The organism is Arcobacter cryaerophilus gv. crypticus (assembly GCF_002993025.1).
GTDB lineage: Bacteria > Campylobacterota > Campylobacteria > Campylobacterales > Arcobacteraceae > Aliarcobacter > Aliarcobacter cryaerophilus_B.
The window spans coordinates 34,140-50,697 of record NZ_NXGI01000007.1 but is presented as its reverse complement, the minus strand read 5'-3'; the positions used below and the strand labels follow the sequence as shown (position 1 = coordinate 50,697).

At 26.9% G+C, this 16,558-nt stretch carries 10 protein-coding genes; 1 reads left to right on the top strand and 9 read right to left on the bottom strand.

All coding sequences use genetic code 11. From position 1 onward, the window contains the following. Position 1: 1 nt before the first annotated feature. From CJ670_RS04525 to CJ670_RS04500, 6 genes are all read right to left on the bottom strand, one after another. A complete protein-coding gene (locus CJ670_RS04525; RefSeq protein ID WP_105939021.1) occupies positions 2-592 on the bottom strand; it encodes a restriction endonuclease subunit S in 591 nt (196 codons plus the stop codon). Between the two features lie 114 nt (positions 593-706). Beyond that, positions 707-5,593, bottom strand: a complete 4,887-nt coding sequence (locus CJ670_RS04520) for a DEAD/DEAH box helicase family protein (RefSeq protein ID WP_105939020.1) — start codon at positions 5,591-5,593, stop codon at positions 707-709. Then, on the bottom strand, positions 5,586-9,158 hold the full coding sequence (locus CJ670_RS04515; protein WP_105939019.1) for a hypothetical protein: 3,573 nt from the start codon (positions 9,156-9,158) through the stop codon (positions 5,586-5,588). The genes CJ670_RS04520 and CJ670_RS04515 overlap by 8 nt, the downstream gene beginning before the upstream one ends. Positions 9,159-9,226: 68 nt before the next feature. Beyond that, the gene (locus tag CJ670_RS04510; RefSeq protein ID WP_165785181.1) at positions 9,227-10,153 is read right to left on the bottom strand and encodes a helix-turn-helix transcriptional regulator; all 927 of its coding nucleotides are present in this window, start codon (positions 10,151-10,153) and stop codon (positions 9,227-9,229) included. Between the two features lie 56 nt (positions 10,154-10,209). Next, the gene (locus CJ670_RS04505) at positions 10,210-10,686 is read right to left on the bottom strand and encodes an FtsZ/tubulin family protein (RefSeq protein WP_105939017.1); all 477 of its coding nucleotides are present in this window, start codon (positions 10,684-10,686) and stop codon (positions 10,210-10,212) included. Positions 10,687-10,860: 174 nt separating this feature from the next. Next, positions 10,861-11,961: a tyrosine-type recombinase/integrase gene (locus CJ670_RS04500; protein WP_105939016.1), complete on the bottom strand. Its 1,101-nt coding sequence runs from the start codon at positions 11,959-11,961 to the stop codon at positions 10,861-10,863. Positions 11,962-12,147: 186 nt separating this feature from the next. On the opposite strand from CJ670_RS04500, the gene CJ670_RS04495 reads away from it, so the two are divergent. Next, positions 12,148-12,249 (top strand): hypothetical protein, encoded by a 102-nt coding sequence (locus CJ670_RS04495; protein ID WP_165785180.1) that lies wholly within the window; start codon positions 12,148-12,150, stop codon positions 12,247-12,249. A 25-nt stretch (positions 12,250-12,274) separates the two neighbouring features. Here the strand turns inward: CJ670_RS04495 and CJ670_RS04490 are convergent, their stop codons facing one another. From CJ670_RS04490 to CJ670_RS04480, 3 genes are read right to left on the bottom strand one after another with little or no spacing between them, the layout of a single operon-like run. Continuing rightward, positions 12,275-12,871, bottom strand: a complete 597-nt coding sequence (locus CJ670_RS04490) for a LuxR C-terminal-related transcriptional regulator (RefSeq protein ID WP_105939015.1) — start codon at positions 12,869-12,871, stop codon at positions 12,275-12,277. A 22-nt stretch (positions 12,872-12,893) separates the two neighbouring features. Then, positions 12,894-14,312 (bottom strand): HlyD family type I secretion periplasmic adaptor subunit, encoded by a 1,419-nt coding sequence (locus tag CJ670_RS04485; RefSeq protein WP_105939014.1) that lies wholly within the window; start codon positions 14,310-14,312, stop codon positions 12,894-12,896. Continuing rightward, complete coding sequence (locus CJ670_RS04480; protein WP_105939013.1) at positions 14,309-16,474, bottom strand: type I secretion system permease/ATPase; 2,166 nt, start codon at positions 16,472-16,474, stop codon at positions 14,309-14,311. Before CJ670_RS04480 ends, CJ670_RS04485 begins: the two co-directional genes overlap by 4 nt. Between the last annotated feature and the right edge of the window lie 84 nt (positions 16,475-16,558).

The following is a 16,558-nucleotide window of genomic DNA, read 5'->3' as shown; positions in this document are numbered from 1 at the left end:
ATTATTCTCCTTGTAATGCTAATGTTTCAAATATCTCTTTTGAGTATTTTTGTTTTTCGTTTATTAGGTTTTGTAAAAGCTCGTTTTCTTGGTGAGCAAGTTTTAAGTATTCTACTATCTTTTTTTGTTTATCAAGGTTTGTAAGCGGTATTTTTATCTCATTTACATCTGCCACTTTTATCATAGGTATTGTTGTTCCAACTATTGCACCTTGCGATAATTGTTTTTTCACTATATTACTATTTAGATAATGAGCTATAAAATGTTCATCAAATCTATTATCTTTAATTTTTACTCGAACCATCAAAGATGGATAGATGAGATTTTTAAACTCATTGTCAATATACACTGCAAAGTTTGGCTCTCGAAGTCTTAAAAGGATGTCTCCTTGTTTTACTTGATAATCCTCTTTTATTTGCTCATTTGAGATAAACTCATCAGCAAAAGTATTATCATAGATGGCATCAACATTGAAAGACTTGAGAGATACAACACTGTAATATAACTTTTGATCTTTGCTCATATCAGCTTTTTTTCTGTTGAGTACAAGTCCCGTTTTTATCTCGGCTATGTCGTTTAGTTTTATTTTCACCTATACACCTCGTATTTTTTGTATCATATAAATAATAATACATTAACTTTAGAAGTATATCAGATGAAAATATTATTGTCAAGAGTTTTTTGTAGTATTAGTAAAATAATACATTTATTTCTTAAATCTTTTCATTCTATCTTCTTTACTAATCTCTTTTTTTATATTTTTTTTCTTCACTATCTTTATATCTTCATTTTTAGGCATTGTTTTACTTTCAAGATAATCTAAAGTTTCTCTTCTTGGTAATGGTTCACTTGTATTCATTGTAACTACACATTTAATACAACCATTTAAACACTCTTCATTGTGTTTTTCATCTATAAAAAGTCTTTGTTTTGTTTTTTCTAACCAATCATTCCATCGATTTTTTGCCAAATCATAAACATATCCAACACCACCTGATTGATTATCGTAAATTAATATACTCAATTTACCATCTACTTCTTGAATAAGAGCATTAATCTCCCTCTCATCGATGCCTAACTCTTCTGCTCCACTTAAATGCATTGCATTTGCCAATGTTTGAGCTATATTAATATCTTTAATATCTCTTTTTGGAATAATCATAATCGCATCTGTAATCATTTTAGCGATTAAATTGTGATTTCTCCATATAGTAGGCGAAGTTTCTAAACATATATTTGCAGATGATTCACTATAAATAGATGAATGTTTTTTAAATGATGTTGGCAATTTATCATAACTGCCTGTATTGACTTTTTCTATTTCTGATTCTGTATAACCGCACTTTGTACAAATTGCAAATCCTAAGCCTTTATTTCCTCTATTTACTCCATAAATAAGTGCTTTCTCTTTATAAATAATAGAAAAATCATCATATGAAAAATTAATATCATTTTCTGAACTTGTATGAATTGCACTATGAATCTCCAATCTTCCAACTTTTTCGGGACTACCTGCTCTATAAGACAATTTATCAGATGCGGCTGTTATATATCCATGTTCAGGCATTAAATAATTTGAAGCAGGTTTTACAACACCTTTGCAGCCACTCATACTACACTCTTGAACTTTGATATACGGTGATGTAAAAAAATGTCCTTTATCACAAAGATAAGTAAACCCTTTTTCACCAAATGCTTCATCTAAATTTTCACCCGTAAAGTGTTTTGAAATTCCTTTAGACTCAATCAACATCCCACCTGCTAAAATCTTTGAACCTGGAGCATACTCAGACAATGCCAGAAAACTACCTCTTGATAATTCAAACATTTTAGGTGCGTTAATTACTTGCAATGTCTTTATATCAATAGGAAATCCATATTTTGGTAAAACTTGTGCATTTGAGAAAATCTCAATTAAACTTTCACCATGTTTTTGTTTAATGTTATATCTAACTGCATTTTTATGGCTTGAATTTGTAGCAAAATTCCAATCCGAATAGAGTTCTTTTAAACTATTGATATATGTTGTACTCATAGCCTGAACTTGATTGTTAAAAACTTTGATTAATTGCTGATAATCAAGAACCTTACTCGTATGTTTAAAGATTTCATCAAATGCTTTTTTATCATCTTCAATAATCTCAAAATTAGTCAAAAAATCAATAAATTTATTATAAATAGAATTCTCATCCATTTCAAAATCTATCTTTGCATAAGGATTATCTGTATGTTTTGGTATTTCATATATACCTACAAAATATCCCATTTTTTTGAATGAATCAAAAATTAGTGCATCTTTACTGCTTGCATGATTTTCATAAAACTTGAATAGCATTAATGAATTAAAATGTCTAGTTGCTATTTTTTCTTTTTCAAGCGATATTGTTAGTTTTTTATGAGGTTTATCTAAATAAAATTTAAAATCTCTAAATACATTTTGATCAAAATGTCTTGTCTTTGTGTAAGTAATAATTATAGATGAGCCATCAGTTCTTCTTCCTGCTCGTCCTGATCTTTGAATATAATTTGCTTTATTTGGAGGCACATTTGCCATTAATACACCACTTAAACCTCCAATATCAATACCCACTTCAAGTGTTGTTGTTGCAGATAATACATTTCTCTTACCTTGTATAAACAAATCTTGCAACCTTCTATTTTCTTTTTGTGCAAGTTGAGCAGAGTGTTCTTCTGCCCATAATCCCATACTAAGTTCTTTTGAAGGATTAAGATACATTTTTCTATATCGTGAAAAATATGGATCTGCGTCCAAATCACTTTGTGTAACTTCTTTTAATTCTACAATGTTATGTTTTACTGGAACAACACCATTTATGGCTTCTTGCCAAATAGTTTTATTGATAGTATTTAAATATAAAGTTTGTGGTATTTCAATAGATAGTTCATAGAATACTATTCTAAATGCATCAACAATTCTTCCATCATCTGTTTGAACTCTATTGTGCTCTAACCATCTAATATCATCTCTTTTTGCAGCATCTAAAAAGGTTTCAAATAATGCTTCCAAAAAAGTATGTACATTTTCTTCTGTATCTTCAATTTCAAAACTTCTAAGTACCAAAGCAATAAACTTATAAATAGAACTTCGACTCGTCACTTTTAGATTAAATATATTCTTGTTTTTAGCATCATAAGCAATATATTGTCCTAAGCCTATTTTTGAAACCTCATAGTCTTTTAATTCTTTAAACTGATATTCAGAAGTAATACTCCTATAATCTCTAAATATATATAAAATCTGATTCAAAATATTTTGCTTAAAACTGTCAATAATCTCTTCTTTTTCATTAAAAAGATTGTTAAATTTATCAGAAAAATCAATAGAACCAATTCCTGGATAAGTAAGTGTTATTAATCCCAAACTTTCAAGGTTTATATCTTTTATATTTGGGGTAATTAATGCCTCTACAATTCTGATATAGATATTTTTTTTAATAGCTTCTTGATTTTTATCAAATGACAATTGCTCACGCTCTTCAGCTGATTGTTCTTTCATCCTCTCTCTGTCAAAAAACTCGCTAATTAGAGGATGTTTTATGATATTATCAACTAAATCAGCAATTGAAAGCCCTGAACTCATTTTTGATAATTCTACTTTTGCTTCATTAATTTTTTCTACAAGTTTTTGCTTGACTATTGGGTTATCAATGCTTGATAGCTTTAGTTCATTTTCTTTTATCTCATTTTGGTAATATTCTCTTAGAACATTATCTTGATTTTTAGAAATATTATTTTGTATGGTTTCTACTATTAACCTTCTAAATAGTTGTGTTTCATGTTGCATTGTTAAAAGTGGTCCAAGTCTCGCAGCTTCACTTCTACTATCTGAAAATGTTAAAAGTCTTCTTCCACGAGCAGGTAAAAAAATATTTATTTCCTTATCAATTTCAGGCATATTAACAAGCATTGTTTCTGATACCAAAGGAACTAAAAACTGATCACTCACACTTAAACCATAAAATTCATCATTTGAACATATAGGACAAACGGAATGTTTATAAAATTTATTGTTATAGTCATGTTCTGAACATTTTTTACCATCTTTATTGATGTAAATTGCTTCACTTGACTCTTTAAAACTTAATATATGGCTATTTTCATTTTTTGTATCATCTTTAAAAAATCTTTCTAGGTATAAAGTATCTTTGTCATTAAATTTGCCATGATAAAAATGCTCACTACACTCTGAACACCTTATAAGGTTTAATGTAGGGCTTTGGCATGTTGTACAGTTATAAAAAGTTCCATGATGAATTTTACCTAGACCCTTAATTTTAGAATCAGGACAATTTGGATTTGAGCAAACTGAAAAACCTTGAGAACTCCTTACTTGTAAATGCAATTTATGAGGAAGTAATGGCAGCTCGTTGTCATTCAAACGAGCTTTTGCTCCAATTGTAAAAATATTTAATAAAGTTTTTGGTTCTATACTTGAAGAGACTAATTTTAATAATTCACTAAATTGAATTGTATATTTTTCAGATAATATCTTAAGTATCTTAGGAAATACTCTATACCCTTTAAATTCATTGTATAAATCCAAATTAGGCTTTGAAATAATAAAAGATATATCTATAAACTGCTCTATTTCATTATCAACATTGATAGTTGCATCTATCTCTTTAAACTCTTTTTCTCCAGATACTCTATGAATATTGTCTTTATTAAAAAATTTACTAAAAAAATTATCTTGTTCTTTTTTATCATCAGAGATTGTTGCAGTTGTTGCGATATATAATATCTTTGAATTATCAACTTTTGCTTTAGTATTTACTCTTCTTAAAAGCAATGAAACTTCAGCAGCCAAAGTACCTGTGTATAAATGAGCTTCATCTACTACTATCGTTCTAAGTGCATTACCAATTAAAGGAAAATCGTTTGGTCTTGCTAAGATATACTCAAGCATAGAATAGTTAGTAATCATAATATCAGGTGGATTGTCTCTTGCTTCTTTTCTTGTTTTTATGAAGCATTTATCATCAAACTCATCAGTCGCATATTTTTTTGATTCGGGAGTTTCACTGTTATAAAAGAACATACTCACATTTGATTGACCTTTTAAATACGAAAAAAGCCTTTTGTTTTGATCTGCAACTAATGCATTCATCGGATAAAGAATAATAGCTCTAACACCTTTTTCATCAAACTTTCTTTGATTAGAAACCAAATCATTTAGCATTGGAAGTAAAAAAGATTCTGTTTTACCTGAACCAGTTGGTGCGGTTACAACAATAGCAGGTTTATTGTTACTTTCCATTTCATTGACAATTTTAAGAGTTTCATATTGATGCTTAAATGGATAAAAGTTTGGATTAAATACTTTATTTAAATCAAGTAAATCTAAAAACTTTTTATTTAAAAATGGAATGTTTCTTAAAATATCATCATGTTTTTTTGCTGAAAATGCCCCTTCTACAAGTATTTCAGATATTAAGCCATCATTTGATTTGATTATTTCACTTAACTCATTTTGAAGCTCTTCATCTCTTACACTAATGCTGCTTAAAACTATCTCTTCAAGTCTATTTTTCAAATTATTCGATAGTTCAATCGCATCTAAATATTTAGCCATTTAATTTCTCCAATGCTTTTTTTAAATAATATTTTCCATTAACATAGTGCATTTCAATCTTTAAATTATGTTTTTGAATACCATTTAAAGTTGTAGTATCAAATAGATTATCAGTTATCAACTCTATAAAACTCTCATCTCTCTCATCCTCAAGTACTGCATCATTAACAAGATTATAAAAGTAATTTTTGAGTTTATTTGAACCACACGATAATAAAAGTTTAAATAAAATGATAGGAGTATCAAGCATCAGTATTTCGTGGCTTTCAAGAATTATTCTTTGTAAAATTCTTTCACTAACTTCTGCATCTATTTTTAAACTAAATAGTACATGCTCTATCAAAAGATTAATCTTTGAGAAATCTAATCTCAATAAATTTTCATTTATGATGATTCGATCATTATAAAAAATGGAGAACAACTCTTCTATGTTATGCATTATAAATTTTCTTAAAAAATTTGTATGTGATTGCTTAGATAAAAATGGATAGTTTGAGACTAATAAATTTTTAATAACTTCTGTATTTGTATAGTCATTAAAACTATCTAAAAAACTATTATCATATGAACTATCAACTACACTATTACCCTGAATAACAAGGACTGAAACCAACTCATTGTCAAAATATATCTTATGATTTTTTACATTCTCTTGTAACTGTTGATGTGAGAATTCATATTCTTTTAAATTTTGATCTAAAAGTATTAATTTACATTGTTGTGGTAACTCTCTATGGATAAAAATTTCATTCTTTTTTTCTTGATTTATTGAAATATATTCATCACTATTTCTATAATCAAAAACACTTATCAATGGGGAATTAAATAAATGCTCCGCAATAAAAATAGTTTCTCCAAATCCATCAAATTTTGCAAAATTTATAATTTTATTTGGTCTAATTGTTTGATAAAAACTAGATTTGTTTTTAATGTAAAATTGCTCAGTTCTGCTAAAATAACTAAGATAATATCTATATCTTTTTAAATCGAACTTTGTTAAATAGCTTGTTCTATCAACTAATTTAACAGTTGCATCACTTCCCATTTGAAATAATCTATATTGATTTTGTTTTTCAAAGAAGTTACAATAAACTACCTTTTTAAATACCCTATTTTTATATTTAATAAGTAGTGTATGCTTTGGAGAAGTAATCATTTCAGGATACAATTTACTTTTTATTGTGCTGTTATTTTCAATATCATCACTATCTGAATAACCACCCAAATATGACCATTTTATAATTTTAGCTTCTGGAGGCAATGTTTTTAAATCAACTTCTTCTGTTTTTGAATCAATTTGCATAATTTTTAATTCAAAAGTATATTCATTATTCAATATAAATGAAGGATTAGCTGTTGTATATAAAACTAATTGATCTATAAATTCAGGTTTTTCAACATTTTCTGTAAAATTTAGCTCAAATAATATTTCTTCATTGTATGTAATTTTACAATTATCTTTGTATCCAATAAATGGAACTAGTGTAGCATATCCGTCAAAATACTCTCTTTGAAAGTCATCATTAAAATCGCAATCTAAATCAGAATCTATCAAAATATGATATTTTTTATGAGCATTTAATTTTTTGAATATGTTTTGATAGATATTTCCATCTTCATCAAAAAGCACCATCTGTTCAGTAAAATCAAATAGCACTATTTCTGTAGCAAATACTACATCATCATCTTCATTTCTTAGTTCTAAATCTATCTGATTTGTATCTGGATTAAAAATAATAATTGGCGATTCTAATATAAGTTCTTTTGAATTGTTAGCAATCAAAACACCTTTATATTCATCGTCTATATAAATTTCATATCTAAATCCGCTTAAATTTAGTGAATAAAGGTCTTGTGCATTAATTGTAAAACTTAATCCATCATCTGAATAATTAATTTTTTCAAGATAAAACACAGGTAAATCTTCATCTTGAGTGATCATTAATTGCTTTTTAGCTCTTTGTTTAGCTGCTTTTAGTAACTCATCTAAATTGAGATGTTTAAACCATATATTTTGAGTTAAAATATTCTTTGCTTGTTCATTTGATAAAATGTTATCTCTAAACCTTCTTAATACCCTCCACCCATCATTAAACTCTTTTGAATAATTTTTAGAATCTACATCTAACAATTCTGAAACAATAACTGGTAGGTTGTAATTTGATAGCCAAAGTTTTAAATGCTCGAAGCTCTTATTTAAAAGTCCTATTTGTAACAATATAGTATTTCTTACATATTGCTGCTCATCTTTTACATCAAAATTATTTCTAAGATTAAACAAATTGCATGCATACTCTATTGACTCTTTTAAGAATAAATTTGGATGATTTTGAGTTGTAAAATATGAATCTAAAAAATGTCTTGTAACTGTAGAATGGTGTTCTAAATCACTGATAATTGCTTTCCAAAGTGATGAATAGCTAAGATTTGATTCGAGTTTATAAATTACATAAGTTAAAAACACTAATCCTACGAATGCTTTATTTGTGTAAGTTAGCTTAGTAGGTTCTCCTCTTAATTTAAAAAATACTTTTTCTATTTCATTTATTTCATTTTCCCTCAAATCTAGATCTATTATAGATTTAAAGTTATTATCATTTGCAAGAAATGACAATATTTTAGTTATTGTAGTATTGCTTTGATACTCTTTCATTAGTTGTTCCAAATTAAAACTAATTACATTTTTATGTTTTTGAATATCCGCATTTGGAAGTTTTTGTATGATGATATGTTTTTGTTCTGCAATGTCATCATGAGCATTATTCCCTAACCAATCACTCCAATTTCTCCATCCATCATTTTTATATACATATTGTGGTGACTTTGGTAAATCCATAGGTCTCAATGGCAAATTTTCGATTCTATTATCTATATATGCTTTCCATTCATCATATGATGATAATTTTAAAGAGTGAACATACTCCTTTGCATCTTCATATGACAACCATGTATCGTCAACTTCACCATGCGTTGTTCTTCTCTTTCTCTCAGTGCCTAACCAATCAGACATATCAATCCAACCGTTATCTTCATAAACTCTTTTTGGATCTGTTGGAATATCAAGAGGTTTAGATTCATAGCCATTTAGTTCATTTTTACAATATAATCGCCATTCAACCTGCCCATTTAAACCTAAATTTCTAACAAATTCTCTAGCTTCCTCAAAGTTTTTCCAATCTGTACCTATCCAATCTTTTATTCCGTTCCACTGTTCAGCATAAATTTTTTGTGGATTCCAAGGAATATTATCAGGTTTTACTAACCCATCTATTTTGCCTTGATAATATCTTTGCCATTGTTCAGCACTTGTTAAATTTAAACTTCTAACATAGTCTCTCGCTTCTTCAAATGGTAGATAATCTATTTCAATATTTTCACTAATCCAATCACTCCAACTTAACCAACCACTATTTTTATAAACTATATCTGGACTAGCAGGAATAAAATCAGGGCGTCTTTCTTTTCCTTCAAGTATTCCTTTAGACCATTTTTTCCAAGCTCTAGTATTTTCAAGCTTTTGGTTTCTAACATAAGTTCTTGCTTCTTCAAAAGCTAAATATCTCATTTTTTTATCCTTGTTTATGTTCTATAAAATTCTGTATAATCTTACCATCTCTAAATCCCCAAACTTCATCACTCAAATACTTTTACAAATTCATCCATATTTTTCTTTATAGCTTCTTTTAGCTCAAGGGGTTCTATTACTCTTACGTGTGGAATATATCTTTGTATTGTTGGGATTATTTCCATTAGGTTTGTTACAACTATTTCAAAATCTATTGATTTATCATCATATTGTTTTAAAACTCTTTGAGTTTGATTTAGTGGTTTTCTAAGGAAGTATCTTGATACTTCTTTATTTGCAAACAATATTACTGATATTTTTTCACTATCTAATTTATGATAAGCATTTATTGCGTTATTAAATGAATCTATTTTTGTTTTATCAAAAGAGTATTTATTATGAAGAACTTCTATATTTTTAATAGTATTTAGGTGAAATGTTTTTATTTTATTATCAATTGGTTCAAAAACTATTAAGTACCAAAACTCTTCAAGGTTAAGTATTTTAAGAGGATATATTTCTCTATGTTTATTGTTGTAAAAACATTTAACGATATTTTTATTTTCTATTGCATTTTCAAGTTGTATGAATTCATTTTTAAACTTATCTATCTTTTCAACAGATGATTTAGAGTAAAGTTGATTTGATAACTCTTTTTCAAATTTATAAAATAACTCATCTACATTGGCTTTTAAATCTATATCACTATATTTATCAGTAGATTTATTTTTTAATATAGAAATAATTGCTAACTCTTTTGAGTTAAAAAGAGTTTTTGATAAAAAGTTGTTTTTTGCTTTATATGTTTTTAAAGAGTAATCATAATAGATTGTTTCATTAGGAAATAAAGGAAGAATAAAATCTTTAAAATCAGTTTGAATTATTTTTTTACTTACACCAAATCTTTCAACAAGCTTTGGTGTTGAAAGATTTAAACCTTGATTTAATAAATCTAGTATCGCTTTTATTCTTTTTATTCTATTATTTAATTGCATAAAATATTTTAGCCAATTCATATAAGTTTTATCTAAAATATTCAGTATATTTCATTTTACATTGAAGCTTTTTTTATAATAAACTCAAAAATATTTTTATCCATTAATGTAAACATCTCTTTCATAGGTAAATTTTTATCACCTAAGCTCTCAATATCATTATTATCAAAGATTTTTAAGTTATTTAAACTATCATTTAATTTTTCAATAATACTATTTGCTAACTCAACTTTTTCTTTACCTTCAAATGCAAACGGTTTTAAAACAATTACATTTGGATTTATATCTATTCTTTTTAAAATATCTACTAATTCAATTAAAGCATTTGAAGTAGAGCCACCAAGTCCAGCTATAACAAAAATTTGATGATTTTTTTGAATATTATTTATAATAAAATCTTTATCTAATTCTTTAGGAATCAGTAATAAACTATTTATTTCAACATCAGATATATTTTTTTTAAAGTCTTTATTAACAGAATTAATAAAATTCAAACCCATATTGCCTAAACCTACAATAGTAATTTTTTTCATTTTTGCTCCTCATATTTTGATATGTGTAATTATAGTATGAGTGAATTACTTAGGTTGATAAATCATTATATTTAAAGCAAAACATTAAAAGATAAGTTAGATAACTCAGATAAGCCAATTTTACAAATAGTATAAATACATTCAAAAAAAATCATACAAAGATTAGTAAATAATTTATAAAAAGCTATTTACTAATCTATCGACATATACATCACCACTACTTTTACTCAATTTTGCATATCTCATAGTAGTCTTAATATCATTATGGTTCATTAGCTTTTTAATTATTAAAATTGGTGTATCATTTATAGCTAACTGGCTTGCAAAAGTATGTCTTAGTGTATGTATAGTAACTTTTTCGAGAGGTTCAGTTCCATCTGGATTAAATAAAACATCAAAAATTGGTTGTAATTTTCTATAATAGTATTGATTAGTATAATTTTGATTACTTGTATTCTTAAAAATGAAATCATCTTCTTTCAAATTAATTATTTTTATATATTCATTAAGCTCGCTTTTTAAATCATTATTTAAAAAGCCAAAATATTCACTTTCATTTTTAAAATCATATAATCTTATTGTTCCATTTTCTCTAATATCAGATACTTTAATGTTACAAATAGTTTGTAATCTTCCACCAGTTGATAAACCGAGAAGTACAAAATAATATAAATGTTTATCATTTTTAACAGTTTCTAAAAGTCTTTTTATTTCATCAATTTCTAAGTATCTAAGTCTTGCATTTTTAACCTTTAAATTTTTCACAAATTGACAAGGATTTTTACTTAAATAACCATTTTCTATCGACCAATTAAATATAGAGCTAGTTTGTTGAATTATAAAATTTATTGTAGCTGGCATTAAATCTTTTTCGATTTCTATCTGAAAATTCTCAATATCAAGTTTTTGAATTTCTTTTATTGACATTTCACCTATATAATGTTTTTTTAATTTAGCTAAAACTCTTGATCTTGTTTTTTTATTTTGCTTATTGTGAAGTTCTTTTAGTTCATAAAATTTTTCTGCAACTTCAATTAAACTTATAAAATTATTTTTATTTGCAACATGAGGTAAATCTTCACCTAATCTAATTTTACTTACAATTTCATTTCTTTTTTGACTACAATAAGCTTCTCTAATACCTTCACTATAAAGTCCTATTTTTTTCCAAATATCTTTTTTGTTATGTTTGTATGTTATATAATAAGACTTATCACCATTGATTAATTCTTGGTAGTAAACCCCAGTGTATTTGTTAGATTTTTTTCTATTCATTTTAAGAACCTTTTTTCTAGCTAGATTAGTTTTTTTATCTAGCCTATATCTAGCTTAATAATGTTTTTTAATGTATAACTATGTAGTTAAGTGTAAAATACTAACAAAACAAAGCTTATATAAAAGGCGTATTTGTAGGTATTTGTTCTTTAATGTAAGATAACTATAAAAATAGATAGGGAAGATATGCTTTTATTTCAAGGTGTTTTAGCATTTGAACTTTTTACTAAGACAAAAGCCGATGATATGGTAATTGAAGCGATGAGAAAAGGCTTAAAAGGAGAGTAAAAAGTCTATTAAAAAAATAGACTTTTTAGTTCTTATTTAAAAGATTAACAAATGAAAATCTATCTTTTACATCAAGCTTTAAATAGATATTTTTTATATGTGATTTTACTGTATTTACAGATAGCTTCAACTCTTCACTAATTTTTGTATTTGAGTATCCATCTTTTAACAATAATGCTACTTGTTGCTCCGCTTTTGAGAGGAGATTTAAAACATCTTTTTGCTTCAAACTAGCACCATTTAGTTTACTTAGAATTTCCATAGTGATATCTGGAATTAGCCAAATTAAACCATTGTTTATTGTTTGAATAGCTGATTTTAGATAAATATCATTCATCATACTATTTCCATAACCATGAACACCTAAAACTAGCCAGTTTTGAGCATTTATAAGCTTAGGACTACTCTCTAGTATTAAAATTTTATTTCTATTTTCTAACAATCTTTCAATAGTTTCTTCTTCTTTCTCAAGATTTACAGAAGTATTTATAATAACAAGATTATCTTTTAAAGTAAGTAGCTCTTCCCTATTTTCTATCTTTTTTAAATCATAATCAACAAGACTATTTTTCATTTTCTCATAATCTATATTTAGATTTGTATATAAAGAAACTTTTTTCATACTCAACCCCCTAGTTTTAATATTATCTCTCTGTAAATGTATATGTTTTTGTTTTTAATATTGGTTTTAAAATATAATCAAGAACTGTTTTTTTACCTGTTAAAATATCAACATCTGCTATCATACCTGGAATAATATATTTTTGATTTTTCTCTTCACCAATATAGTTTTTCTCAGTCTCAATTCTTACAATATAAAAAGTTTTTTCATCTTTTTCAACTATTGTATCTGGACTTATATTTATTACATGTCCATCAAGTCCACCAAAAATAGAAAAATCAAATGCTGAAAATTTAACAATAGCCTTTTGTCCTTGATATATAAATGCTATATCTTTTGGCAAAATCTTTACTTCAACTATTAAATTACTATCAGTAGGAACTATTTCTAATAAATCTTGAGCAGGTTTAATGCTTCCACCAACAGTATTTATATGTAGTTTTTGCACAATTCCATTTGAAGGAGATTTTACAACTGTTCTTGCAACTTGGTCACTTGAAGCTAATTTATTTGCTTCAGCATCTTTGAGATTATTAATTGCTTCATTTAATTTCTCTCTTATTGTTGCATCGTTTATCTCATTTGTTTCATCTATTTTTTTATTTATTTCAAAAATTTCTGAGTTAATTTTATCAACAGATAAAGTGACGCTTTGAAGTTTATTTTTAGCATCACTCTCTTCTCTTTGTAACTTTAAAAAATCAACTTGAGATCTAATACCTCTTTCAACCATTGGTTTAGTCATAGTTACCTCTTTTGAGATAGCTCCAACACTAAATTTCATATGCTCAATAGTCTGTTTTGCATCTTTTAAGTCATTTTCTTTTTGTTTTATCTGCTCTTTTAATATAGATATTTTTGACTCCAACTGCTTTTGATTTGTTATATACAGTTGGTTTTCATTATCTAAAAACTCATTTAATTCTTGATTTTCACCTTTAGTATATTCAAAAGGAGCTCTTTTTAACTCTGCTTCTAATCTTTGAATTTGAGCTTGTAGGTAATAAGACTTTATCTCATTTGACATAGCTGTACTTGTACCTTTTTCGTTTGAAATTCTAATCAGTATTTGGTCTTTTTCAACTATATCACCCTCTTTTACTAAAATCTCTTGAACAATTCCACCTTCAAGATTTTGAACTACCTGATTTTGACCATTTGGAACAACTTTTCCACTTCCTCTGGCTATTTCATCAATTTCTGCAAATGCAGTCCAAGTAATAAATAAAAATATTGTAATACAAAAAGAGATTAAAACCCAATGAAGCTTTTTTGATGAACTAAAAACAACAGCTGAACTTAAGCTCTTCATATACTCATAATCATTTTTATTTAGAGGTGTTTTTGGAAGTTTTAGATTATCTTTATCATTGAATAGTTTAAAAATCTCTTTTAATCTATTTATTTCTGGACTATTTAAAAAATTCTTTATTTTATTCATTGTTTATCACCATTACTTGCAAGTTTATCAATAATTTCATCTTTTGGACCATCTAAAACTTTAGTACCAAAATTCATAACAATAATTCTATCAACTAAATCTACCATACTCATCTTTTGAGTAACTAAAAGAAGAGTTTTTCCTTCTATTTTACTCATTAAATTATTTAAAACTATACTTTCACTTGTCTGATCCATAGCATTTGTAGGTTCATCGAACATCCAAATATCTGAGTTATTTACTAAAGCTCTTGCAATTCCTACACTTTGTCTTTGCCCTCCACTTAAACCAGCACCTCTTTCACCTAAAGGCATATCATAACCAGCAGGATGCATTCTTACAAACTCATCAGTTCCACTTGTTCTTGAACACTCTAACATCCACTCATCATCTATGAATTTATGAATTCCTAAAATATTTTGTTTTATTGTTCCTCCAAAAAGATGAATATCTTGAGGAACATAACTTATCCCTTTTCTTAAATCAGCTGGATCTATTTGAGCTATATCTATACCATCTATTAAAATATTTCCTTCTTCTGGTTCATATAGTTTTAAAATAAGTTTTGCAATAGTTGATTTTCCACTTCCAATTCTTCCAATAAAAGCAACTTTTTCACCCTCTTTTATAGTAAAACTTACATTTCGTAAAGCATAAGATTCGCTATTTGGGTATCTAAAACTTACATTTCTAAACTCAATATTTCCATTTAAGTTTGTCTTTTTTACAAACTCTTTAGAAATTGGTCTTTCTTGTGGTTTATTTATAATATCATCCAACATTTTAAAAGATTGTTTAGTATCTTCATAGTTTGTAATAAGTGAAACTATTTGCCCCATAGGTGCAATTGCCCTACCTGATAAAATCATAGTAGCAATCAAACCTCCCATTGTTAGTTGGAAATCTTGAATTAAATAAACTCCAAAAACAACAATTAACACTGTATTTAATCCAGTCAAAAGACCTGTAACTGTAGGAATAGAAGCAGATATTAGTTTTGATTTAAGACCCTTATTTGCTATTTCTCCAGTTGATTCTTCCCAAGAGTATTGAACATTTCCAGCCATTCCTTGAGCTTTTATTGTTTCAATATTATTTAAGCTTTCTATCAAAATACCATTTTTCTTTGCACTTGCTTCATAAGTTGCTTCAATACTTTTTTTAAGTGGGTCTTTTATTATTTTTGCATAAATTATGATTAGTATTATAATAAAAATTGGAACTATCACCAAAAAACCACCCAAATATCCAATTACTATTAAAAATAAAATAGCAAATGGAAAATCAATTAATACAGTCAAAGTAGAACTCGTTAAAAACCCTCTTATACTATCAAAGCTCTTAAGATTATTTGCAAAGCTCCCAACAGATTTTGGGTGTTCGCTTAGTTTCATATCTAAAACTTTTTCAAAAATAATTGAAGACATTATGATATCACTTTTTTTCCCAGCCATTTCTAGAAAATAGGTTCTAACAAACTTTAAAATTGCATCAAGAATAAATACAACAACAATACCAATAGTAAACACAAGAAGTGTCTCTTGAGCGTTATTTGGAATAACCCTATCATAAACATTCATAGTAAAAAGTGGAGTTGCTAGGACAAAAAGGTTTATTAAAATTGAAGCTATTATACAATCAATATAAATATTTTTAGAAACTCCTAAAGTACTCCAAAACCAATGTTTTTGATTATCAATTGATAAAGTCTTTTTACCATTATCTTCTTCATATTCATAAACTTTTTTTAGCATAAAAGCATAGCCTAAATACTCATCTTCAAGCTTTTGCACCTCAACCCACTCTTCAAGAGGATCATCAATTCCAGCAAAAATAATCTTTACTTTTGTTCTATCTTCATTAAAAGAGTCCAAAATACAGCTATTTTCATTTGATAAAAGTAGTATTACTGGAAGTTGTATATTTAAAATATCTTTGATTGGTTTTTCAACGATAGTTGTTTTAAGACCAGCTCTAGCAGCTGCTCTACTAAACATAGATTTAGAGCTATTTTTTGAAAATAGAAGCTGATCTGTCTCATTATTACCAAGAGGTAATCCTTGAAGTAAAGACTCAGCGGAAAACGGCTTATGAAAAAGCCTAGTATAAAGGACTAAAGAGTCCAACAAAGTATCATTCTTGCGTAAATTTTTATTTACCATTAACTTGTGTCCTAATTTTTATTTTTTCTTATTAAAACAGCCTCTAATTTCAATTTATATTTGAACTTTGACTCGTAAGTTTTG